This is a genomic window from Niallia sp. FSL M8-0099 (assembly GCF_038006945.1).
Taxonomy (GTDB): Bacteria; Bacillota; Bacilli; order Bacillales; family Cytobacillaceae; genus Niallia; species Niallia circulans.
Map to the genome: position 1 here is coordinate 1373581 of NZ_JBBOWF010000002.1, position 24282 is coordinate 1397862.

Annotated in this window: 22 protein-coding genes and 1 riboswitch; of the genes, 8 read left to right on the forward strand and 14 right to left on the reverse strand. The window is 37.2% G+C overall.

Annotated features, from left to right (window positions below; all coding sequences use genetic code 11):
• Positions 1 to 198 precede the first annotated feature (198 nt).
• From NSQ92_RS21320 to hxlB, 6 genes are all read left to right on the forward strand, one after another.
• Complete coding sequence (locus tag NSQ92_RS21320; protein ID WP_053215589.1) at positions 199 to 984, forward strand: hypothetical protein; 786 nt, start codon at positions 199 to 201, stop codon at positions 982 to 984.
• Positions 971 to 1936 (forward strand): sugar kinase, encoded by a 966-nt coding sequence (locus NSQ92_RS21325; RefSeq protein ID WP_341153200.1) that lies wholly within the window; start codon positions 971 to 973, stop codon positions 1934 to 1936. The genes NSQ92_RS21320 and NSQ92_RS21325 overlap by 14 nt, the downstream gene beginning before the upstream one ends.
• Complete coding sequence (locus NSQ92_RS21330) at positions 1933 to 3213, forward strand: MFS transporter (RefSeq protein WP_047940854.1); 1281 nt, start codon at positions 1933 to 1935, stop codon at positions 3211 to 3213. Before NSQ92_RS21325 ends, NSQ92_RS21330 begins: the two co-directional genes overlap by 4 nt.
• 91 nt (positions 3214 to 3304) lie before the next feature.
• Positions 3305 to 4309 carry a LacI family DNA-binding transcriptional regulator gene (locus tag NSQ92_RS21335; protein WP_047940855.1) on the forward strand — a complete coding sequence of 335 codons (1005 nt, stop codon included), beginning with the start codon at positions 3305 to 3307 and terminating at the stop codon, positions 4307 to 4309.
• A 127-nt stretch (positions 4310 to 4436) separates the two neighbouring features.
• Entirely contained in the window at positions 4437 to 5054 is a 618-nt protein-coding gene (hxlA, locus tag NSQ92_RS21340) for a 3-hexulose-6-phosphate synthase (protein WP_047940856.1), read from the forward strand.
• Positions 5047 to 5595: a 6-phospho-3-hexuloisomerase gene (hxlB, locus tag NSQ92_RS21345; protein WP_341153201.1), complete on the forward strand. Its 549-nt coding sequence runs from the start codon at positions 5047 to 5049 to the stop codon at positions 5593 to 5595. Before hxlA ends, hxlB begins: the two co-directional genes overlap by 8 nt.
• Positions 5596 to 5786: 191 nt before the next feature.
• Here the strand turns inward: hxlB and NSQ92_RS21350 are convergent, their stop codons facing one another.
• Positions 5787 to 6743, reverse strand: coding sequence for a LacI family DNA-binding transcriptional regulator (locus NSQ92_RS21350; protein ID WP_047940858.1), 957 nt, complete (start codon positions 6741 to 6743; stop codon positions 5787 to 5789).
• A gap of 276 nt (positions 6744 to 7019) precedes the next feature.
• On the opposite strand from NSQ92_RS21350, the gene NSQ92_RS21355 reads away from it, so the two are divergent.
• Positions 7020 to 8789, forward strand: a complete 1770-nt coding sequence (locus tag NSQ92_RS21355) for a glycoside hydrolase family 13 protein (RefSeq protein ID WP_341153202.1) — start codon at positions 7020 to 7022, stop codon at positions 8787 to 8789.
• Between the two features lie 226 nt (positions 8790 to 9015).
• Here NSQ92_RS21355 and pgmB read toward each other — a convergent pair whose 3' ends face one another.
• The 12 genes from pgmB to NSQ92_RS21415 all read right to left on the reverse strand — a co-directional run bounded on the left by pgmB (position 9016) and on the right by NSQ92_RS21415 (position 22410).
• Positions 9016 to 9675, reverse strand: a complete 660-nt coding sequence (gene pgmB, locus NSQ92_RS21360; protein WP_047940860.1) for a beta-phosphoglucomutase — start codon at positions 9673 to 9675, stop codon at positions 9016 to 9018.
• Between the two features lie 102 nt (positions 9676 to 9777).
• Positions 9778 to 12054: a glycoside hydrolase family 65 protein gene (locus tag NSQ92_RS21365; protein ID WP_341153203.1), complete on the reverse strand. Its 2277-nt coding sequence runs from the start codon at positions 12052 to 12054 to the stop codon at positions 9778 to 9780.
• A 12-nt stretch (positions 12055 to 12066) separates the two neighbouring features.
• Positions 12067 to 12939, reverse strand: a complete 873-nt coding sequence (locus NSQ92_RS21370; RefSeq protein WP_061796958.1) for a DUF1189 family protein — start codon at positions 12937 to 12939, stop codon at positions 12067 to 12069.
• 108 nt (positions 12940 to 13047) lie between these two features.
• Entirely contained in the window at positions 13048 to 13884 is an 837-nt protein-coding gene (locus NSQ92_RS21375; RefSeq protein ID WP_061796960.1) for a sugar ABC transporter permease, read from the reverse strand.
• Position 13885: 1 nt separating this feature from the next.
• Positions 13886 to 15187 carry a sugar ABC transporter permease gene (locus NSQ92_RS21380; protein WP_061796962.1) on the reverse strand — a complete coding sequence of 434 codons (1302 nt, stop codon included), beginning with the start codon at positions 15185 to 15187 and terminating at the stop codon, positions 13886 to 13888.
• A gap of 231 nt (positions 15188 to 15418) precedes the next feature.
• A complete protein-coding gene (locus tag NSQ92_RS21385; protein WP_341153204.1) occupies positions 15419 to 16678 on the reverse strand; it encodes an extracellular solute-binding protein in 1260 nt (419 codons plus the stop codon).
• Positions 16679 to 16992: 314 nt separating this feature from the next.
• On the reverse strand, positions 16993 to 18426 hold the full coding sequence (gene treP / locus NSQ92_RS21390; RefSeq protein ID WP_341133391.1) for a PTS system trehalose-specific EIIBC component: 1434 nt from the start codon (positions 18424 to 18426) through the stop codon (positions 16993 to 16995).
• Positions 18427 to 18706: 280 nt separating this feature from the next.
• Positions 18707 to 19441 (reverse strand): energy-coupling factor transporter transmembrane component T family protein, encoded by a 735-nt coding sequence (locus NSQ92_RS21395; RefSeq protein ID WP_341153305.1) that lies wholly within the window; start codon positions 19439 to 19441, stop codon positions 18707 to 18709.
• Positions 19407 to 21020: an ABC transporter ATP-binding protein gene (locus NSQ92_RS21400; protein ID WP_341153205.1), complete on the reverse strand. Its 1614-nt coding sequence runs from the start codon at positions 21018 to 21020 to the stop codon at positions 19407 to 19409. The genes NSQ92_RS21395 and NSQ92_RS21400 overlap by 35 nt, the downstream gene beginning before the upstream one ends.
• Positions 20998 to 21594 carry an ECF transporter S component gene (locus NSQ92_RS21405; RefSeq protein ID WP_341153206.1) on the reverse strand — a complete coding sequence of 199 codons (597 nt, stop codon included), beginning with the start codon at positions 21592 to 21594 and terminating at the stop codon, positions 20998 to 21000. The genes NSQ92_RS21400 and NSQ92_RS21405 overlap by 23 nt, the downstream gene beginning before the upstream one ends.
• Positions 21591 to 22277: a thiaminase II gene (gene tenA / locus NSQ92_RS21410; protein ID WP_047941041.1), complete on the reverse strand. Its 687-nt coding sequence runs from the start codon at positions 22275 to 22277 to the stop codon at positions 21591 to 21593. Before tenA ends, NSQ92_RS21405 begins: the two co-directional genes overlap by 4 nt.
• Positions 22243 to 22410 carry a hypothetical protein gene (locus tag NSQ92_RS21415; protein WP_341153207.1) on the reverse strand — a complete coding sequence of 56 codons (168 nt, stop codon included), beginning with the start codon at positions 22408 to 22410 and terminating at the stop codon, positions 22243 to 22245. The genes tenA and NSQ92_RS21415 overlap by 35 nt, the downstream gene beginning before the upstream one ends.
• Positions 22409 to 22508: riboswitch (TPP riboswitch) on the reverse strand. (Overlaps the previous gene by 2 nt.)
• 364 nt (positions 22509 to 22872) lie before the next feature.
• Between NSQ92_RS21415 and NSQ92_RS21420 the strand changes: the two genes are divergently transcribed.
• Positions 22873 to 23823, forward strand: coding sequence for an L-lactate dehydrogenase (locus NSQ92_RS21420; RefSeq protein WP_061797281.1), 951 nt, complete (start codon positions 22873 to 22875; stop codon positions 23821 to 23823).
• A gap of 97 nt (positions 23824 to 23920) precedes the next feature.
• On the opposite strand, the gene NSQ92_RS21425 is transcribed toward NSQ92_RS21420, so the two are convergent.
• Positions 23921 to 24247, reverse strand: a complete 327-nt coding sequence (locus NSQ92_RS21425; RefSeq protein WP_047940870.1) for an MGMT family protein — start codon at positions 24245 to 24247, stop codon at positions 23921 to 23923.
• Positions 24248 to 24282 lie beyond the last annotated feature (35 nt).

Consider the following 24282-nt stretch of genomic DNA (forward strand, 5'->3'; position numbering starts at 1 on the left):
TTCTTTTTCGCGAATTTCTCAAGTGTTTTCGCGAATACTTCCCCTCTTTTCGCGAATACCCTCCCCAATAATGTTCATATTATCCCCTTCTCCTACTTTTTCCCTAATTATTGAATTAATTATTGAAAAGCGCTTTCATTCCATTTATAATATCACTAAACCGGTTTACTAAATCGTTTTATGAAAGGTGAGATATAAATGTCTGCTATATATATCCCTTTGAACTCCTTTTTTGACGAAAAAATTGCAACGAAAGATTTACTTCAAGCCATTTCAATCATTGCAAAATCAAAAGCCTCCGGAATTGAAATTAGGAGAGAATTATTACATGAAGAGGAATTGCTAACAACCTTACAGCTTATACAGCCTATTCTCCAGCATTCTAACTTATTTACCGTTTACTCTGCTCCCATTCCAGTTTGGAACAATGCGGGTGCTGTAAACGAGCAAGCACTTCATACTATCTTGGAGGAGAGCAGGATTCTCTCAGCAAAATGGGTTAAGCTCCCCCTGGGACATTATTTGGAGAACAAATCAGAGCTGCACTCCTTATGGAACATCATCCAGAACTACCCTTCTCTTTCCTTATTAGTGGAAAATGATCAAACAATGGAAGGGGGAAAAATCCAGCCGTTAGCATCCTTTTTTGAAAACGCTTCTAATTTGGAGATGCCAATCAAAATGACATTTGATATAGGCAACTGGATAATTCAGGAGGAAGATGCATTGACAGCATTTCAAATTTTCCAACCATATATTTTTTATTTTCATTTAAAACATGTATTTAAACAAGGCAAGCATTTTTTTACCGATCCCTTACCACTTGATCCAAATGCATTTTGGCGAAAAATGGATTATTTGATTCCGGCTGCCATTCCGAGAGCATTGGAGTTTTCCTTGGAGAGATCAAGCTTGGAGATTAATAAATTTATAGAGATTGTCCATGCAAATCAAGGGAGGGAAAAATCACATGCACTCAATTGATGTCATTACATTTGGCGAAGCCATGGCAATGTTTATAGCCGACTCTTGTGGCCCACTACATGAGGTACAGCATTTTACAATGGAACTGGCAGGTGCGGAAACAAATGTAGCAATCGGCTTAGCTAAATTAGGATATAAAGCTAGCTTTGTAAGTAAAGTTGGTGCTGATGCCTTTGGAAAATTTATAAGGGAAAACCTCCAAAGGAATCGAGTTCATATAGAACAAATCATAACAGATGCATATTTCCCAACTGGATTTCAATTAAAGTCACGGGTAACCAAAGGTGATCCAGAAGTCCAATATTTCCGAAAAGGCTCTGCTGCAAGCCATCTAGCTATCGCGGACTTTGATGAAGATTATTTTCAGAAAGCAAAGCATCTGCATATGACTGGGATTCCATTAGCACTTTCCTTAGAAACTAGAGATTTTGCTCAGCATGCTTTATCGTTTTTTAAAAGGGAGCGTAAAAAGGTTTCTTTTGATCCAAATTTAAGGCCAAATCTTTGGAATTCAGAAAAGGAAATGGTAGATACCATCAATTTCTTCGCAAAACAAGCGAACTATGTATTACCAGGATTAGAGGAAGGCATCAAACTAACGGGCTATCAAACACCTGCTGATATTGGTTCCTATTATTTAGACGCTGGCGTGGAATTAGTTATCATCAAACTTGGCGCGCAAGGTGCCTATTATAAATCCCCTACAGAAGAAGGAACCATCTATGGCTATCCTGTAGCAAAGGTGATTGATACAGTTGGTGCAGGGGACGGTTTTGCTGTTGGAGTAATAAGTGGGTTCTTAGAGAGTCTTACTGTAGAGGAATCCGTGCAGCGAGGAAATGCAATTGGTGCATTAGCTGTACAATCGCTTGGTGACAATACTGGCTATCCGGATAAACAAGAACTTAGGCATTTTATAAACAATCAATCTCAAAGGAGTGTACGTATATGAATACCCTTTCTAAAAAAAGATGGATTCGTCTTATCCCGATTGTTTTTATTACTTATAGCTTAGCTTATTTAGACAGAGCAAATTATAGTTTTGGAGCTGCTGGCGGCTTGGCAGAGGATTTAAATATTACTGCGGCTACCTCTTCTCTGCTTGGCGCGTTATTCTTTTTAGGATATTTCTTCTTTCAAATTCCAGGAGCTCATTACGCAGAGAATAAGAGCGCAAAAAAACTAATATTTTGGTCATTAATCCTTTGGGGTTTCTTAGCAACAGCCACTGGCCTCATTTCCAATGTGAACATATTATTCGTTATACGCTTTAGCTTAGGGGTAGTAGAAAGTGCTGTTATGCCTGCGATGCTAGTATTTCTAAGTCATTGGTTTACAAAGGCAGAGCGTTCTCGCGCAAATACCTTCCTCATTCTAGGAAATCCGGCAACCGTTTTATGGATGAGTATTGTATCTGGTTATATTCTTGAATCTCTCGGTTGGAGATGGATGTTTATATTAGAAGGTTTACCTGCCGTTATCTGGGCATTTTTATGGTGGAAACTAGTCAATGATCATCCGAAAGATGCAAAATGGCTTAACAGCGACGAAAAGGCTGCCATTCATCAAGCTTTGTTAGAAGAACAAAAAGAACTTAAACCAGTTAAGGACTATCGTGAAGCATTTAAGTCAAAGACTGTTATCCTGCTTAGTCTTCAATATGCACTTTGGAGTATTGGCGTATATGGTTTTGTGATGTGGCTTCCTACTATTATTAATTCAGCCCCAAATGCAAGTATTGTAACAACGGGCTGGCTTGCATCAATTCCTTATGTACTAGCATGTGTGTTAATGTTAGCGGTTTCTTATTTCTCAGATAAATATCAAAATCGCAAACTTTTTGTCTATCCATTTCTCTTAATTGGAGCAATTTGCTTCTATGGCTCCTATTTAATTGGCACAAGTAATTTCTGGTTATCCTTTATTCTCCTTTCTATTGCTGGAGGAGCAATGTATGCACCTTATGGCCCTTTCTTTGCGATTATTCCAGAAATCCTTCCTAGAAACGTCTCTGGCGGGGCAATGGCATTAATCAATAGTATGGGAGCATTAGGTTCTTTCGCTGGAGCCTATATCGTTGGCTATTTAAATGATTTAACTGGTGGTTTTGGAGCTTCTTATAATTTCATGGCAATATCCTTATTATTGTCAGCTATTTTAACAATTATTGCTACAAAAAAGGAAAAGAAGGTAATAGAAAAATTAGCACAGCAACCATTGCATGACTAATTTTTAAGCGTTTTCCTCTTTCGCTTTCTTGTAACGGTAGATTGTTTTATACTAAAAAAGAATCTATTAAAGTAGCGAGAGAGGAAAACAAATGGCGAAAGTAACCATGGCGGATGTAGCGAAATATGCAGGTGTCTCTAAAAGCACCGTTTCACAATATATCAACAAGCGTTATGAATATATGGGAGAAGACACAAGGAAAAAAATCAAAAGTGCCATTGAACAACTAGGGTATCATCCCAATTATATTGCACGGAGCCTAAAACAAAAGAAAACTTCTATGATTGGAATTATTGTTGCTGATATTGTCCATCGATTTTCGACAGAAATCTGCCGTTCTATTGAAGATTACTGTTTCGAACATGATTATCAGGCAATCATTTGCAACGCTGATAACAATCCCAAAAAGGAACGAACATATATAGAAACATTGCGTGCCAAACAGGTAGATGGTCTGATTATTTTTCCAACAGGGCAAAACACCGATATTTATGCCAAAATGATAGAGGAAGATTATCCCGTTGTCTTTATGGATCGAGATATTCCGGAAATAGATGCTCCTTTTATTCTATCCACAAATGTAGAATCAAGCTATCACGCAATTAAATTATTTTTGGAAAATGGGCACAGGAATATAGCTATTTTGACACAGCCATTAACTATTTCGACAAGAAAAGAACGAATTGAAGGCTATAAGAAAGCTTTGCTAGAAAACTCTATAGACATTTGCGAAGACAATATTATTAGCTCAGAAATAGAAAATGTGAAGAATGAATTACATCACCTATTTCAAAAAAAGAACCCACCTACTGCTATTCTAGCAGGTAATGATTTAGTGTTCTTAGAGACTTTAGCATTTTTACAGGAAAAGAAACTACGTATTCCTGAAGATGTATCCCTAATTGTTTTTGATAATTTTCCTTTTGCACATCTTTCTAATCCTCCAATGACTATGATTGCACAGCCTGCATTTGAAATGGGAAAAAAGGCTACGGAAATATTATTAAAACAAGTTAACAAGGAATATTTTAAAGTAGAAAAAATTATTTATCCTTGTGAATTAATTGTTAGACAATCCTCAATAAAGAAAATATAAAAGATCTATCTGAGAAGCGTTCCTTCTAAACTTATTGAGATGAGCAGAATAACGCTTCTATACATCTATTAAAAATTTTTACCGTTTAAATAAACCGGTTTAGTATTGAAAGAAAGGACGGTTGACAATGATTATTCAATTAGCTTTGGACCGATTAACTATTTCTGAAGCAATTCGTATAGCCCAGTTAGTAGAAGCTGATATTGACTGGATTGAAGTTGGGACCTCTCTAATCAAGGAATTTGGAATAGACAGCGTCCGCCAAATGAGAAAAGCATTTCCTCATAAAAAAATCCTTGCTGACACGAAAACAATGGATAATGCGAAATATGAAGCAGAGATTAGCTTTGCTGCCGGGGCAGATATCATCACAGTTATGGGAACAGCCCCAAAAGTAACCATTGAGACATGTATGGAAGTAGCAAAAAAGAAGCAAAAAAAAGTAATGATTGATTTATTAAACACGTCCAGAGAACAAATGATATCACTTGCCACGATTAAGGATGCTATTTTTTGCTACCATATAAGTAAGGATGAGCAAGAATTAAATGGGAAAAGCGAATGGGAAACCGGCACTTTCTGCCTAACCCCAATTGCAGCGGCAGGCGGAATTACTATCGATTCTATCCCACAGCTTCAAAAAAGCGGCATCGATATAGCCATTATTGGCTCCGCTATTACGAAGGCTGCCGATCCAGCAAAGGTAGCAAGACAATTTAATCAGGAGGTATTATCCAATGAGTAAGCTTACAGCTATTCAACAGGAAATTCAAGTCGTTTTGTCACAAGTCAATGAGAACTTATTAATTGATACAGCCGCATTAATTAGAGAAAAAAGAAGAATTTTTGTCGTGGGAGAAGGACGATCTGGGCTCATGGCCAAATCCTTTGCCATGAGATTAATGCATTTAGGAGCAACCGTTTATGTAGTGGGAGAGACCATTACTCCTGCTCTTTCTTCTGAAGATATATTAGTCGCTATTTCTGGTTCTGGGAAAACAAAGTCTGTTATTTGGACGGCTGAAACGGCTCATAAACTAGGGTGCACTGTGTTAGTCTTAACTACTGATCCTAGCTCTCCACTTGTGGAAGAAGCAACCCATACAATCTGCATTCCGGCAAGCACGAAATATCGGCAGGCAAATGAGATAAAGTCTATCCAGCCCTTAGGCTCATTATTTGATCAGTGTGCCCATATTGTCTTTGATACCATTTGTCTAAATTTTGCTGAGCTAAACGAGATTGGATTTGAGGAAGCCTTTAAGAGACACAGCAATATGGAATAATGGCTTAATAAATACCCGTAGAAGCGAGTGACTGTGTGTACGTGCTCCTTAGCGGGTATTTTTTATTGTGTCTCTTTTGAAGAGCATATCGGCTGTTTTTTATCATAAAAGAACAATCCTCTTATTATCACTGCTATTGTTTGCCCTCGCCAAAACACGAATTGACAATTGCTAAAAATGGTTAAATCACTCTACTCTTCTAGAATGGTCGATTCACGAACAATGAGCTTCGGCTCAAAAATATGTTTCCCTTGATTTTTGTTTCGTTCATTAATTTTTTTTAGGAGCATGCGTGCACAAGCCTCTCCCATTTCCATTAAGGGCTGCTTAATTGTGGTAATTTTCGGTGATGAGATTCTATCTAGAAAGACGCCATCAAACCCAGTTACTGCGTAGTCTTCTGGCACACTTTTCCCTGCCTTCTGGATTGCTCGAATCACCCCTGTTGCAATGCGGTCAGAAGCGCAAACAAATCCAAATTTACCATCATTCTTTGATAGGAATTCAGAAACCTTTGCCTCTGCTGCTCTTGAACTATTTGCTACTCTTATAATTTTTCCTTCTATAGCATTCTCAGAAATTGCATCTACGTACCCTGCCTCACGAAGCTGCCCAAAAGGCTCTTTCTCATCAATTCCGATAAAAATTAGCTGCTTATATCCTAGGTCTAAAATATGTTTAGTCGTAACGTATGTCCCTTTTTTGTTATCCACATCGACAAAATCAAATCCATGCAAATTCTCTCCAAATAATACAACCGGAATTGTTAATTTTTCAATAAAAGCATAGTCAGATTCACGCATACCCGTAACAATGATGCCATCACACTTTCCTATATTAAGCGATGTCCTTGTTACTAGCTGTAAGGAATAATGGTTCTTATCCAGCTCCCTGCTCATTCCCGTTAATAAATTCATATAATAAGGTTCAACCGTATCCATTTCTTCTAAAATCAGTAATTTAATCACTTGTGTTCGATTATTAACCAATGCTCTTGCCGCATAATTAGGAACATAATTTAATTCTTCCATTGCTTTATATACAAGCTGTTTTAATTCATCTGTTACCTGCTCGGGATGATTTAACACTCTTGAAACAGTCATCTTTGAGACATTTGCTTTTTTTGCCACATCTGAAAGTGTTGCCAATGGAACTCCCCCAGTATAAATTTAAATTTCTCTATCCATTAGATTACTAATTATTGAAAGCGATTTATTATACTACCTCATTTATTCTACAACAAATAATTATTCACTATTATATTTAAACTAAATTTTTTTATAAATATGCTTGATAAATAACGAAAATGGGTTGATAATAGAGGGGTGCAAACGTTTTCCTTTTATCTTTTTATATTATAATTGTTTTTTGCTAGATACTCAACTATTTAATAATGCAAACGATTGCGTAGAAAGGGAGATTTTATGTTAAAAGAAGCGATTTACCATCGGCCTGGCAATAATTTTTCTTATATTTATAAAGAAAATATGGTCCACATCCGTCTGCAGACGAAAAAAGCAGAAATGGAGTCTGTTCAGCTTATTTTTGGAGACCCTTACATTTTTGTGAATCAAGCTTGGCAATACGAAAAAGCTCCCATGAAAAAAAGTGGCAGCACAGAACTTTATGATTATTGGTTTATTGAAATAAAGCCTGAGTATCGACGTTTACGCTATGGATTTGAGTTATCTTCTAAAGGCGAGACACTCATCTATACAGAAAAAGGATTTTACCAAGCAATTCCAACAGATGATACTGCCTATTATTTTTGTATTCCTTTTGTGCATAAAGAGGATTCTTTTTATGCTCCCGACTGGGTAAGAGATACGGTTTGGTATCAAATTTTCCCAGAACGCTTTGCTAACGGGGATCCTATGCTTAATCCTGCTGATACACTCGAATGGGGAAGTACAGAGCCAACCCCTACCAACTTTTTTGGCGGCGATTTTCAAGGTGTTATCGATCATGTAGACTATTTAGTCGATTTAGGCGTTAATGGTGTTTATTTCACTCCAATATTTAAAGCTTACTCTAATCATAAATACGATACAATTGACTATATGGAAATCGATCCCCAGTTTGGCGATAAACAGACGTTTCAAAAAATGGTAGATGTTCTTCATGATCATGGGATTCGAGTTATGTTAGATGCTGTTTTTAATCACAGTGGTTATTTCTTCCCTCAATGGCAAGATGTCATGGAGAAGGGGGAGGAATCTATCTATAAAGATTGGTTCCATATTCGTGAATTCCCGATTCAAACAGCACCAATTCCAAACTATGATACTTTTGCCTTTACCCCGTTTATGCCAAAGCTAAACACAAGCCATCCAGAAGTAAAAGAATATTTATTAGAAGTTGGCCGATATTGGGTAAGAGAATTTGGCATCGATGGCTGGAGACTGGACGTTGCCAATGAAGTAGATCATCCATTTTGGAGAGATTTCCGCACAGAAGTGAAAGCATTGAAGCCCGATGTGTATATTCTTGGAGAAATATGGCATGACTCTATGCCTTGGCTGCAGGGAGACCAGTTTGATGCTGTCATGAATTATCCGTTCACAACAGGTGCTGTAAATTTCTTTGCGAAGGATTCGATTACTTCGACAGAGTTCAAACATACGATTACCAATGTCCTTCATATGTATCCAAGTAGTGTTAATGAAGTATCTTTTAATCTATTAGATAGTCATGATACGCCTCGTATTTTGACACTTGCAAATAATCGAAAGGATAGAGTGAAACTACTTTATTTATTCCTTTTATCTTTCACAGGAACACCTTGTATCTACTACGGCGATGAAATAGGAATGGATGGTACACAGGATCCAGGCTGCAGAAAGTGTATGGTGTGGGAAAAAGAAAAGCAAGATCTTGACTTATTTGCCCATATTCAAAAATTGATTTCACTTCGTAAAAACCATCCGGCATTTGGTAACAAAGGATCATTTATTTTCGTAGATTCAAATAATAATAATATTACAATGTACCAAAAAACATACAAAGAGGAACATATTATTTTCTCTATTAATAACACAGATCAAGAACAAACTTTCACGATTCCTGTTGAAAATATCGATAATAAAAATGTTCAAGATCTCTATCATGATAAAGAGATTATTTGGAATCTAGAAAAAGAATTAACATTGTCTCCAGGTGCATTTTCAATTTTACAATTCAAGGTGAAAAGCTAACACCAACCTTCTTTTAAAAAGCGGATTCCTTCTGCGCTATGCAAGGGAATACGCTTTTTGTTATTATTATTAACTTGGTTGGGGCTTATATGCGATGAACACCTCTTTTTCTGGCTTTCATCTCTCTTAGAATGCTACTTTTACTCCCTCTCCCCAAAACAGCACTTTCCCCAGCCAAATAAAAAAGAACAGAGCGCACCACACACTCCATTCTCTTGCCACTCTATTATTCCCCTAACTTTTCCTTTAAGCGTTCAAGGGTTATTTCTGCTGTACTTCCGACTTGCCAATCTGCTAATTTCATGCGGTCAGGGGTGCCAACACCAACTGCAAACATATTTGCTCCCTTTATTGCTTGAATGCCAGCTTCCGCGTCTTCCACTCCCACACATTCACGCACTTGTAACTGCAGCTGCTCTGCTGCTTTTACAAAGATTTCTGGATCAGGCTTCCCTTTTTTTAATTTTCCGGGATCAACGATGGTATCAAAAAAGTTTGTTACTTCTAAACGATCTAATATCACTGGACCATTTTTGCTTGCAGAAGCAAGGCCAAGTTGTAAACCAGCTTCTTTGCATTCTACCAAGAAGTCTTTTATCCCAGGCAATAAATCATTCGGGGTAATTTCTTTAATTAGCTCTTGATAATAGGTATTTTTATCATGTGCCAGCTCTTCCACTTGCGCGTCGGAAAATTGCCCGCGAATTCCCCCATGATCTAGTATTTTATATAAAGAGTCCATGCGGCTAACACCTTTTAATTCTTCATTAAACTCACGATCAAAAGGAACAGCAATGGCCTCAGCTGTTTTCTTCCACGCTAAATAATGATATTCTGCAGTGTCTGTAATAACTCCGTCTAAATCAAAGATAATTCCTTTTAACATATTCACGTCCTCCTATGAAAAAGGAGCCGCGCTTCCTTTATTCTAGCGCCTTTCTCTAGCAATAGAATAACAATCAATCAACGGCTCCCTTCTGCTAACTAGCTACTTCTTTCCAACAAACTCTTTTTCTAATAAAATATCTTTTCCATATAACTGAATCTTTAACGCATTCCCAGACAGAAGCTCTAATTTCACTTCCTCTGAAGTCGTCGTGACTCGAATTAATCGATTTCGATAATTGATTGTAAAGGTGTAGCTATTCCATCCTTTAGGAACAAACGGTGCAAAGGAAAGAATTCCTGTTGCTGTGCGCATTCCAGCAAAACCGTGGACAATAGCCAGCCAGCTTCCTGACATACTAGTTATATGCAATCCATCTTCTGTATCGTTATTATAATTATCAAGATCTAATCTTGCCGTGCGCTGATACATCTCATATGCCTTTTCCTCCAGCCCGATTTCTGCTGCTAAAATAGAATGAACACAAGGGGAAAGACTTGATTCATGTACAGTCATTGGCTCATAAAAATCAAAGTTGCGCTTTTTCTCTTCTAAGCTAAATTCATGATTTAAGAAGTACATCCCTTGTAAAACATCGGCCTGCTTAATAAAACAAGAACGCAAAATTTTATCCCAAGACCAATTTTGATTAAGTGGTCTCTCTTCTTTTAAGAGGGTATCTACAGTCTGTAAATCCTTATCAAGGAATGTATCGTGCTGAACAAAGATTCCCAATTCTTCATCTACTGGAAAATACATCTTGTCAATGATTTCTTGCCATTTTGCTAATTCACTTTTGCCAATATTTAAATCTGTTTTTCTTTTTGAAGTTGTTTTATCAAGTAATTCTAAAGTATATCTTAATGTCCACGTCGCAATCTTATTCGTATACCAATTGTTATTTACGTTATTCTCATATTCATTTGGTCCTGTTACTCCATGTATCATGTATTGATCATTTTTTTTCGAATAATGTACGCGATCTGCCCAAAAGCGGCTGATTCCGACTAATACATCTAATCCTTCATTTAATGCATAGGTTTCGTCACCTGTGTACGTTGTGTAATTAAAAATAGCATGGGCAATGGCACCATTACGATGAATTTCTTCAAAGGTAATCTCCCATTCATTATGGCACTCTACCCCAGTGAAAGTTACCATCGGATATAATGCACCTTTCAGTCCCTGCTGTTTGGCATTATGCTCCGCACCTGGCAGCTGTTGGCGGCGATAACGTAATAGCTGCTCTGTTACTTTAGGCTCTGCGACAGCCAAATACATTGGTACGATATATGCTTCTGTATCCCAGTAGGTTGCTCCCCCATATTTTTCTCCTGTAAAACCTTTTGGCCCTACATTGAGACGCGCATCGTCCCCATAGTACGTAGAGAATAATTGAAAAATATTGAATCGGATTCCTTGCTGCGCTTCTTCATCCCCATCAATTTGAACATCCGCCTTTTCCCAGCGGGCTGCCCAGGCAGCAATATGTTCTTCTTTTAAGGAATCATATCCTTTTTCTCTCGCTTGTTTTGCTAACAGATCAGAAACAGCCCCTAATCTTTCTTCTTCCCAATCACGAGAGGTCGAAACCGCTACATACTTCTGGAGGTGGAGTGTATCCCCTTGTTTAAGCTTATTGTTATATGCATTGGCAACATACATCGGCTTTTCATTGTAAGAAGTCACTTCTAAGTGATTTATGGTATTTGACATCGAAGCAGATACTGCAAATCTTGGTGTTCCAAAAGGATTATCAACCGTTTTCATTATTAGATTGGCAGCATTAGCTTCTACTTTTCTGCCAGTCTCTTCCCAGAATTTCTCTTCATAGTTGGAATCTTCATTAGTCACATCACCATCTAAATATGGAACTAATTCAATCTTATGCGCTCCTGTTAGCGCTGTTACCTTTATATCTATTGCACAAACTTCTTTTGCAACAATACTTAAAAAGCGCTCAAACTTAAACTGGATTTGACTTTCTCCTTTGTGGAGGATGAAGCTTCTTCTTAAAATGCCTTCCTTCATATCTAGCTCTAGGTGAAAATCAGTAATGTTTTCCTTATACAAATCTACTTTGGTGCCGTCTACATAAATATCTACACCAATGAAGTTCAGCGCATTGATCACTTTACCAAAATATTGAGGATAGCCATTTTTCCACCAGCCAACTCTTGTTTTATCAGGAAACCATACGCCTGCAATATACGTACCTTGATGAAAATCCCCAGAGTAGCCTTCTTCAAAGTTTCCCCGCATCCCCATATAACCATTTCCAATGGAGGTTAGGCTTTCCTGCAGTCGCTTTTCTTTTTTTTCCAACTTATTTGATATTAGCTTCCAGCTGTTTATTTCGAAAAGACGCTTATTTGTCATAATCTTCTCTCCCTATGCTTTATCTGAGTCTACCTTTAATCTTTTTTCTTTAAAACCTGTTCTAAAAAATGCAAATGCAATCATTAATACCGTTCCAAGTCCTTGTATCATGATGAAGGTTGCAACATCAAATTGAATAAATCCATAGATTACAGCTAATATGGTTGGCAGTCCTGCTGCATTAAGGACGATGGTTGCTGCCTCTTTAAAGGTTCTTATATCGGTAATATTGGATTTCTTTGTCAGCCATAATACGAATGACATAAATAGAAATTGCACTACATTCATCGCTGTATAAACACCAGCCAGTAATAGTAACAGGATTGGCAGAAGGAAGGCTTTGTTCTGCACATACCATAATGTTCCGATATATTGCAGGACATCTTCCTTGTTTTCTATTTTGAAAGGATATTTCTCCTCATTCATTGGGTAGTACAATTGAAACCCAAACCCATTTTCTTCGGCAACTACAGCATAGTCCTCTTTAAAAACAATGGCGTTTGCATATCCTTTTATACCAATTGTCTGGTCTTCTCCAGTCAGCTGATATTTATTATCTTTATCAATCGCAATCACATTTCCGCCTGTCTCTTCTGTATATTGACTGTCTATTCCCACTAACTTGCCGTTCTTAACTTGTTTAGAAGACAATGAATCGGCAAAGTCATCTGTGATTAATTCAGCTGTTTTTGGAAACAAAAACTCAAATGGGAAGTTTGTTAGTTTTGCCATTTGAATAGAGGTTGGCATCATCATGCAGGCAATTAAGAAAATAAAAAGGAAAATCATTTTCGGCCATGTTAATAGATTCTTACCCTTAAATACATTTGTCGGTGTAATAATAGACTTAAAATATTGCATCAAAAATGGTTCCGACTTCTTCATTGTAATCCCACTCTCTTACTTAAAATTCTTCGTTGTTTTCTTTCTATCCTAAAGACGCCCGCCCCACTAATAGCAGACGTCTCTATCATTTCTTCTCTTGGTCATTGATTAGCCTTTTGATCCACCGCTAGTTAAACCAGATACAAAGTTCTTTTGCAGGAAGAAGAATAAGACAACAATTGGTAATGCTGCGAGAACCGCCCCTGCCGCAAATAGCGCTACCTTTTGTTCACGCGGGTTGGAAATTAATGTTTGTAACCCAACCGCCAATGTTAATAATTCGTTGGAGCGTAATAAAAACTTAGATAATAAGAAATCATTAAATGGTGTCATAAATGCCCATAAAGCTTGAACAGCAAGCATTGGGCGCACCAGTGGTAAATTAATTTGTACAAAGATTCTTAAATGACCTGCTCCATCAATTCTTGCACTTTCGTCAAATTCACGCGGAATGGTATCAAAATACCCTTTCATTAACCATACGTTCATCGGAATACCACCACCGATATAGATTAATGATAGCAGCCAATAAGAATCAATTGCTCCAAGTACTGTCGCTAGTACGTAATAAGCCGTTAATGCTGCCATTGTCGGAACCATTTGAATAACGAGGAAGAAAATTAAGCTATATTTTCTTCCAACAAAGCGATAGCGGCTGAATACATATCCAGAAAGAGTTACCAATGTTACTTGCACAACCATTACTGCAACCGCAATAATAATCGTATTTTTATACCAGCTTAAATAATTCGTTTCGCTAAAAAGTCTTTGGAAATTATCAAGTCCCCAGTTTGCATTCAATTTCAAAGTAAATGCCGCCATATTAGTAGCTTGAAAGGCACTTGATGCCGTTACTAATAATGGGTAAATGATTACTATTGATAGGATTCCAAGAAAACCGTACGTTAATATTCTATTGATAAGTCGCGATGCTTTCATGCTCATCCTACATCATCTCCTCATTGCCAAAAGCATTTGTTTTCTTAAATGTTATGAGTGATACTGCAATTACAATTGCGGAAATAATCAATGTTACCGCTGCTGCAACTGCATATTGCGGTGCTTGCCCTGTTGTTAATTTATAAATCCACGAAATGAGGATATCTGTCGATCCTGCATTCCATCCAATACTTCCTGGACCACCTTCATTAAACAAGTAGATGATAGAGAAGTTGTTAAAGTTAAATGTATACTGTGTGATCATAACTGGCGCTGTTGCAAAAAGGATCATCGGTAGTGTGATATTGCGGAATTGCTGCAAAGCAGTTGCTCCATCAAGGTTGGCTGCTTCATATAAATCATCTGAAATAGATTGCAATACTCCTGTTACCATTACAAAAATATATGGGAATCCAAGCCAGCCTTGGATCATAATAAGTGCTGTTTTTGTCCAAGCCGCATCTGTCTTCCAAGAAATTGCCGGTATGTCAATGAACGGAAGATGATTAATCAATGGGATTACTTGTGCGTTAATAGCACCGATACTGTCATTAAACATATTAGAGAATCCCATGATAGAAATAAATGCTGGTACAGCCCATGGCAATAAGAAAAGAATTCGGAAAAATGCTTTCCCTTTTACATGTTTCTGATGTAGCACAACAGCAGCAACGACACCAAGAACGATTTGTAACGTAGTTGCCCCAAATGTCCAAATTAATGTCCAAACAAGGATTTTCATAAATGTTGCGCGATAAGAACTTAAGAAAAAGATGTTGGTAAAGTTCTCAAAACCAATCCAATCAATCAGCTTAAATGGCGGTATATGTTGAAAATCATAGTTTGTAAAAGCGATAAATAATGTCACTAATACCGGAAAAATAATGATAAAAGCCATTAAAATATAAGACGGGAATGTAAAGATATAAGGGAATCCTTGCTCCCAAAGATTTTTCAATATATCTACCGTCTTCGTATTGATTTTTTCTCCTCTATCTCTTAATGCTCCTATCTTACGAGCATCAAAAATATTTAATATATAGAAGAAGAGAAAGATAACAGTTAAAATTAACTGTAATGTTCCTTTAATCATTAGGAATAACGAGTGATCATCACGAGGTATACTTCCTAATGTTATTAAGCCTTCTAAAGCCTGAAATCCAGTTAATGCCATCTCTATTGCAAAAACTAAGAAGAGAGCAAAAAATACTATTCCTTTAAATGCTTGTTTATTATAAAACTGACCTAACCCAGGAATAATGGATAACAGGGATGCTTTCTTTTTATGATTTCTTTCATTTTGACTCATTGTGGGCTATCCCCTTTCTATAAAATTGCATATTGTTGCATAATGGTAATTTATTGATTTACCAAAAAAAATCATCACTCGCCCAACTTTTTTTGATAAACCAACTTGTTTTGTAAGTGTTTTCAATGCAAACGATTGCGTTATGGAAAGACGAAATTTCTAATTATCAGCTATGACAATTAGAAATTTCAGCTAAAAGGGAGTGGAATCTCTCCCTTTTTTTAAGCTTCCTTATTTATATTTTTGATCAATCGATTCTTTAATATTTTTCACTGTATCTTCTGCAGATTGTTCAGGTGTTTTTGCACCAGAAACTGCATCAAACATTAGATATTGTCCGCCATCCCATACTTCAGCCATTTGTTGAATATTAGGCATTGGAGAAGCGTTTTCAAAGTTTGCAATAACTGCTTGAGCTAATTCATTATCTGCTGGTACCGCTTTGCGTGCAATTGTATTTGCAGGAATTTCGTTTGTAGCTTCAAAGAATTTTGTTGAATTGTCAGCATTACCAACATACTCTAACCATTTAGCAGCTAATTCCGGATCTTTTGCATAAGAAGATGCTACCCAAGCTTTTCCTCCACCAAATGCTGCGAATTTTTCACCGTTTGGCAATGTAGGGATTGCACCAACTCCATAATTAACGCCAGCATCTTTAAAAGTAGCTGCCATCCATGGACCATCAATAATTACAGCTGTTTTACCAGTAGTAAACATTTCTGTGATAAAGTCACCGGAACCGGTTACGTCCTGCATACCTTTAGGCCATTGATCATACCAAGTCTTTGCATATTTAATGGCATCAATTGTACCTTGGTTGTTTAAACCAATATCAGTTGGATCTGTTCCTTCACTTCCAAATGCATATCCACCATATCCAGCAACTAATCCATAACTAAAATAGAAGTCCGTCCATTTTGCTAAGAATGCTGTGTTCTTGCCAGACTCAGCTTCAAACGCATACTTGCTGTCTTTAGTTAAAGCTTCTATCTCTGAGAAATCTTTTGGCATTTCTTTAATTAAATCTTTATTATAGAATCCTACTAAAGTTTCGATAACCAATGGTGTACCATATTGTTTTCCATCAAAAGTTACTAGTTTTTCTTCCGTTTCTGTAATTCCTTCAGGCTGTGCTGTTACTTCAGCTAAATGCCCCTGACTTCCCATTGAACCAACACGGTCATATGGTGCGATAAATACATCTGGACCAGTTCCAGCAGGACCATCTAGTGCTAATGCATCAGCTTGATCTGTCATTGCCATTACGACAACTTTTACTTCGGCATTATTTTCAGATTCAAAATCGCCTTTGATACTATCAATATATTTTTTATACCCATCTCCATCTACTGACACTGTTAATGTTTGTTTTCCGTCAGAAGATCCACCTTTTGAACTTTCTTTCGTATCATTGCCGCCACAAGCGGTTAAAGAGAATGCAGTAAGTAACGCTACTCCTGACATTAATAGTTTTTTATAACTCTTCATGAAATTTTCCCTCCTTATTTATCTCACATTCTTATTGTAGATTTGAAACCGTTTTAATGCAATCGCTTTCTCTGTGTTACCGATAACAGAATGTAACATAAAAACATAACAAGGAATAGATTACACTATTATTGGGTAATGCCCGTAAAAGTATGTATATTTCTATGGACCAATAGAATTTGATTAACTTTGTCCGATCCTTTTTTATTAGCTTAGAGAACCTCTCCATGTACAAATAACGGAACGCAAACTAAAAAAGAGTCGAAGTTATCCCTCCTAACGGATACTGTTTCGACTCTTACTTTATTAAAATTTTATCCTCTTACTCTTTTCAAAGAAACTTTCCCCATATTAAGCTTAGAGAAAACAATTGTCAGAATAAACGGGATAACAATTGCGAGCACCATTGCAATTAAAAATGTAGGCATATGTTCTGCTTTGATAGATAAAAATCCTGGCAATCCTCCTACCCCAATAGAATGAGCCATAACACCTGATCCAACTGAGATAACTGCTGCCACCATCGATCCAATCATGGCCGCTAAGAATGGGAAGCCATATTTTAAATTAATACCAAACATGGCTGGCTCTGTAACGCCTAAGTAACAGGAGATTGCCGCTGGAACGGATACTTGTTTTTCTTGTTCGTCTTTACGATTTAAATAAATCATTGCTAATACTGCTGATCCTTGGGCAATGTTGGATAAAGCAATCATCGGCCATAGATTTGTTCCATCAAATACACTCATTAATTGTAAATCGATTGCATTTGTCATATGGTGTAATCCTGTAATAACAAGTGGTGCATAAGCAAAGCCAAATATGGCCGCAAATAACCATCCTACCGAAGAAGTTAGTCCAGAATAGACGACATCAGAAATGGCAGAACCAATCGTCCATCCAATTGGTCCTAATACGGTATGGGCAATTAATACAGTTGGTACTAAGGCAAAGAATGGCACAAAAATCATCGAAATCGCATTTGGAATAATTTTTCGCAAACGCAGCTCTAGGAATGAAAGCAATAGACCTGCTAAAATAGCGGGAATTACTTGGGCTTGGTACCCAATCATGTCTACTTTTGCAAACCCAAAATCCCAAAACGGAATTTCTTCTGCTCCAGCTACTGCATAAGCATTTAATAATTGCGGCGACACGAGTGTGATCCCTAATACAATTCCAAGAATGGGAGTAGCACCCATCTTTCTTGCAACTGCCCAGGTAATTCCGACAGGCAAGAAGTGAAATATCGCTTCTCCAATTAACCATAAAAAGCTATTTGTACCAGCCCAGAACTGTGATACTTCTACTAATGTTTTGGTTCCGTCCTCCACTAATTTAATTTCGCCAATAACATTACGAAAACCTAGAATTAATCCTCCGACAACAATCGCTGGAATGAGTGGAGTAAAGATATCTGCTAAATGGGCAATCATTCTTTGCAGAAAATTCATGTTTTGTTTTGCAGCCTGTTTCGCTTCATCTTTAGAAGTATCACTTACTCCCGCAATAGCGATAAACTCATTGTAAAAAGATGAAACTTCATTGCCAATGATAACTTGGAATTGTCCTGCTTGAGTAAACGTTCCTTTTACTAGCTTGATTTTTTCAATGCTGTCAATATCAGCCATAGATGGATCATTTAAAACAAAGCGCATTCTTGTCGCACAGTGCGTCACTACAGATATGTTTCCGCTTCCACCAACGTGCTCAAGAAGTTCTTTTGCCTGTTCTGTGTACTTCCCCATCGTTCTTCCCCCTTTTGACTATACTCTCCTGTATTTATTAAATCGATTATAATTCCTATTGCACAATCAATACATGTATATACAAGTATTGATTACGTTTTCATTATAGTTGTATATACAGGTAGTGTCAATACAATTAAAATAAAATATTTGAGATTAGGGAGAAAGGAGTTATTTGTTCACGTATCCTAACAAAAAAACAGACCCCTACAATTTATTCATTTCAATTGGTGTACATTCCAGAAGATATGAATAAATGTGGGACCTGAACTGCCAAGACCTATATAAATACAGCTAGACAAGTAGCACTCATCATCATCATGCTAAAATATAAATAATCAAATAATGTGATAGACGTTTTTTGAAAATATGTTCTATCCCTTTCTCCTGTAAATCCTCTTACTTCCATTGCCATCGCCATCTGCTCAGAGCGGCGAATTGCCTGTGTTAACAAGGGAACTGCATAACGGAAGAATGCCTTAAAGGTGCCGCTATGTTTATAACCTCGAATTCGATGTGCTTCCTTTAATTGTGCAAGATCTGATTGGAACATCGGTATGCAGCGAAAACCAGCCATCATCCCATATGCCCATTTCGGAGATAATTTCCACTGATGAATAAGACTCATCATTAATTCATATAAATTCGTGGTGGTTGTAAAAAGCAACCCAATTGTTACAAATGCCAGCATCCGCATGGCAATAAGCAAACCGCTACTAATACTTTCTTCGGTTATTTGAAACCAAGCCCACTTCCATACGACTGTTTCTCCTTTCCCGAATGCCGCTAACATCCAAAAGGTAAGCACAAAAAAAATAGAATATGGGAGAAGCACTTTAACAAGAAATTTCCCCTTCCATCCTCCCAATGTTAAACCAAGTATTAACACATACAGCCAAATTGCTACAGTCGAAAATATGCTTTGAATCATCATTAAAATAACCATTAATATAATATGGGTCATTAATTTCATCGCTGGATTAAGATGTGATAGATAAGACTCGTTGCTTTTGATTGTCTTCACCCTCCTTTAAATCAGCGATTAATTGATAATGAATAGGAGGGATAATAGCAAGCCTTTTACAAAGCTCTTGATTGGAGAAAAGTAGATACGGCTGATCAGCAAAAACCAGTTTCTTTTGTTGTAAGACAACGACTTTGTCTGCGTATTGATCCACTATATCCATATCATGTGTAACCATAATAATGGAAGTTCCCTCTTTCTTCCTTTTTTCAAGAACCTGTAATAAATCATGCGATGATTTTGCATCTTGCCCAAAGGTAGGTTCATCTAATAGCAGAATATCTTGATCTAATAACAGCATCGTAGCTACACTTAATCTTCTTTTCTGCCCAAAGCTAAGGGTGAAGGGATGTTGATTATGATAAGGCTCTAATCCAAATTCCTGCAAAAGCTCTGTCGTTCTTTTATTAATAGCCGCTTTTTCCCATTGATATTGAATACCGGAAAACGAGATTTCATCAAAAACCGTTTGAGTAATAAATTGCAATTCAGGATTTTGGAATACGAACCCTAAGCGATGGTACAGTTCTCTGTCTTTCCACTTTTTCAGGTCCTTTCCATGAAAGCGGATGTCTCCTTTTTGGCTCTTTTTAAGATGGGCAAGCAACTTTAAAAAAGTGCTTTTTCCCGCACCATTATTGCCAATAACAGCAATCCATCCTCCTTTATTTACGGTTAACTCAATGTTTTCTAAAATGTTCTCTTTAAGGTAAGCTGCTGTTAAATTGTTCACTTCCAGAATAGGGTCGGGTTTTATTTCCAGAGCCGCTGTCCTTTTTCTTTCATATGCCTTAATTAATTCTAGTCTTCTCGAATGATTTTCATTTTGGATTATATCCTCCCACTTATGTGGAAAAACTTGTGGAAGCCATATACCTGCCTCTTGCATCTCCGCTTTATATTGTTTAACTACCATAGCTGGGGTGCCGTCAGCAATTATTTGCCCTTTTTTATTGAAAAGAATGACACGATCCATCCATTCGATACAGCCATCTAACACATGCTCTACCATAATCAGTGTTTGCCCAGTTCCAGCTGCAGTATCTTTCATTACTTCAAAGACTTCTTTTCTACCTGCCGGATCTAGCTGTGCTGTTGGTTCATCTAAAAAAAGCACCTCTGGCTCCAATGCTAAAAGGCAGGCAAGTGCTAGACGCTGTTTCATTCCCCCTGAAAGATTTGCAATAGGAGTATGTGGCTCTATTGTTAGTCCTACCTTTTCAAGAAGTTCAAAAATAATAGCATCCATTTCTTCCCTGGGTACCTTTCTATTTTCGAGACTAAAGGCAATTTCTTCATCAACATGCTGCATGCAAAACTGGGTATCAGGATTTTGGAAAAGAACCCCTGTGCTTTTTCTCCTAATCACTTCTCCCGATACATATGCTTCAATATGTTCTGGAATAATGCCCGCTAAAACAGATAGAATAGTAGATTTCCCACTGCCGCTTGGACCTAGGATTAATACTTTTTCTCCTTGATTAATATGTAGTGTCACTTCTTGGAGGACAGGTTCCTTATCCTCCAAGAAGCGCACAGACAGATGGTTACATCCTAACAATGAACTCATCATTACTCTCCTTTTTTCGATTCACTTTAGAAATCGCATAGCCCTTTAAGACTCCTGTTTTTCCCAGCCCCTCTACAATTGCCTTTGCTAATAGTCCACCCAAAATAAGACCACTTATTACTTGAATAACAAAGGTTAATATAAGTGTTGTCGTCTTATAATAGGAAAAACCATTTGCTAGAAGGCTATAAAGCATGCTTCCACAAGCAGCCAACCCTCCAGATAACATTAAGACAGAAACATGATATTTTTTATAACGGAATATCGCAAATGCTATTTCTGCCCCGACTCCTTGGAATACGCCAATCAAAAGGGCTGATAAACCAAAGTGACTGCCAATCAAGAGCTCGACCGAAGCTGCTACTACCTCTGCTATTAAAGCAGCTCCTGGCTTCTGCAGAATAAAAGCAACTATCGGGCTGGCTATCACCCATATGCCAAACATAAAGTTAGCACCAACAGGGCCGACAAGCGCTGAGATAGGGAGCCATAAAGTGGACCAGCCCATATAGAGAACACCGCATGCCACGGCAATCACTACTAGTAAGACAACCTCTTTAACTTTCCAGTTCATATAGACACCTCAAACGTCTTTACTGGCCACTCCTCCACATGGTATGCCATATCCCAAAACTTATATTCTAGCTGACAGCTTAATAAAAAGTATTCCATTAACTTTTCCTTCTGTTCTTCATTAAGTGTTTCAGCAAGTTCATCTAATCGCTGACAAAGCGGAGTAGTAACTGTCATAGGGCCATCCCCATAAAAATGGATCCAGTCATAAAAAGGATGGCTACTATCTGGGTTTACCTCTTCTAAAAGTTTTTTCCCGATTTCTACATACGTCCATGGGCAAGGTAAAAGCACCGCGATAATATCAGCAATTCCACCTTGATGTGCAACTGTTAGCATATGGCGAATATAATGGTGAGCAGAGGGAGCTACTGGGAATCCTTGTAGGTCTTCGTATTTAACACCTGCTACCTCGCAAAAATTATTATGAGGATGTATCTCACTATGAAGCACAAAGGAAATTTGGTTATTAAATAGCTCCATGTCTTTTCTGTTCGTGCTTTTTGAAATCGCCAATCCATAAATTTTCATAAAAGCATTTAAATATTCAAAGTCTTGTTTCACATAATGTATAAGCTGCTCTTTCTTTAAATCCCCTTTACCAATTCCTTGCACAAATGGATGTTCCATAATCGCCTGAAAGATTGGTTCAGCCTGTGCACGTAATTTTTGTGAAAAACTCATTTCCATTTCCTCCTTCTTTTGTTCCTGATAATTTTTGCTGAAAAGGAAAATATGGAGTAACTTTGCTATATAAAAAAGCCACTCCAAAAAATGGAGTGGCTTTATAATGAATAAATAAAATACTAATATTCAATGGGCCGACTCCACTTTCCTACGCTAGTATGAACTAGATCAGGTTCAAAGGGTCCAAGTAATCTTGTCTCAGCCAAAAAGGCTCCCCTAGTGGATTTTCCTATTCAATTACTTACTACATTACCGAATACACATAATTTTTGTCAATCATTTTTCATCAATACTTTTTCGATTATTCTGTTTACCCTTCGTTTCAAAAGGGAAAATTTTATAATATAAGCGAAATGTAATCGATGATTTTTTAGAAACTTTCACAAAATAGACATATTTATGTGATGTTTTTCACAAAGTTTAAGTGTATAATCACTATATAAACAGTAATAACATTTTACAAAAGAAAGAACTCTAAGATATTATGGAGAAAAGTAACAACACAGTAAATGAATAACGAATTTGTTCTCCATTTAGCAATAAATAGCTTTAAAACTATTAATCTATTTAGAAAAAGGGAGTTGCAAAAAAAATGAAACAGCAAAATATTAACCGCGTCGTTTTAATTGGTACAGGTGCTGTAGGATGCAGCTATGCTTATTCATTAATTAATCAAGGCATTACAGAAGAACTCGTTTTGATTGATGTCAACAAAGAAAGAGCTGAAGGGGAAGCAATGGATTTAAATCATGGTATCCCATTTGCCCCAGCACCAACGAAAGTCTGGGCTGGCGACTATTCAGACTGTGGAGAAGCTGATTTAATTGTCATTACTGCCGGTCTACCTCAAAAACCAGGAGAAACTCGTTTAGACTTAGTTGCCAAAAATACAGCTATTTTTAAAAGTATTGTGAAAGAAATTACTGCTAGCGGTTTTGATGGAATTTATTTAATTGCGACAAACCCTGTTGATATTCTGACTTACGTGGTTTGGAAAGAGTCTGGTCTTCCGAAGGAACGCGTAATCGGTTCTGGAACCACATTAGATTCTGCCCGTTTCCGCTATATGCTAGGTGAGTATTTCGACGTTGATACACGAAACATCCATGCTGCTATTATCGGTGAGCATGGAGATACGGAACTGCCTGTATGGAGCAGTACAACGATTGGATTAGAAAGCATTGAAACAAAGCTTGCTAAAAATGATAAATACTCTCAAAAAGACTTAGATGAGCTTTTCATTAACGTTCGCGATGCAGCTTATCATATTATTGAACGAAAAGGTGCCACTTATTATGGAATCGGCATGTCACTTGTCCGCATTACAAAAGCTATTCTTGGCAATGAGAACTCTATTTTACCAGTATCTGCATACCTAGATGGGGAATATGGTCATAAAGACATCTATATTGGTGTACCTGCCATTATTAACCGCCAAGGAATCCGTGAAGTACTGGAGCTAGAATTAAATGAAAAAGAAACAGAACAATTTAATCATTCTGTCGAAGTTTTACAACAAACAATGAGATCAGCTCTAAATTAATAAGTGATAAAAGCCTATTGCTGCTGTTGTAATAGGCTTTTTGCTGCATTTTATAAATTCAGCTAGTTTAGCAATATCTTCTATTATTCTACAACTATTAAATCTGTTCATCGATAAAATTCAGCGGTTCATATCCATATTCTCTTAAATTAAGCGATCCGTTTTGCTGAAATACAATTCCCTCTGCTTCTAGCAATCTTCTTTGAAGCTGGCCATGTTCACCGCTTAATCCAATACAGCCTTTACTATTAAGCACTCTATGCCAAGGAAGTTGGTATTTTTCTGATAAGGTATGAAGAACTCTAACAACTTGTCTTGCTGCCCGAGGGCTTCCAGCCACAGCAGCTATTTGTCCATAGGTCATTACTTTTCCTTCTGGAATATCTGTAATAATCTCCACTGCTTTTTTTGTAAAAGGGTTCATCATCTATCCTCCTATATTTACTACTATTCTAACAA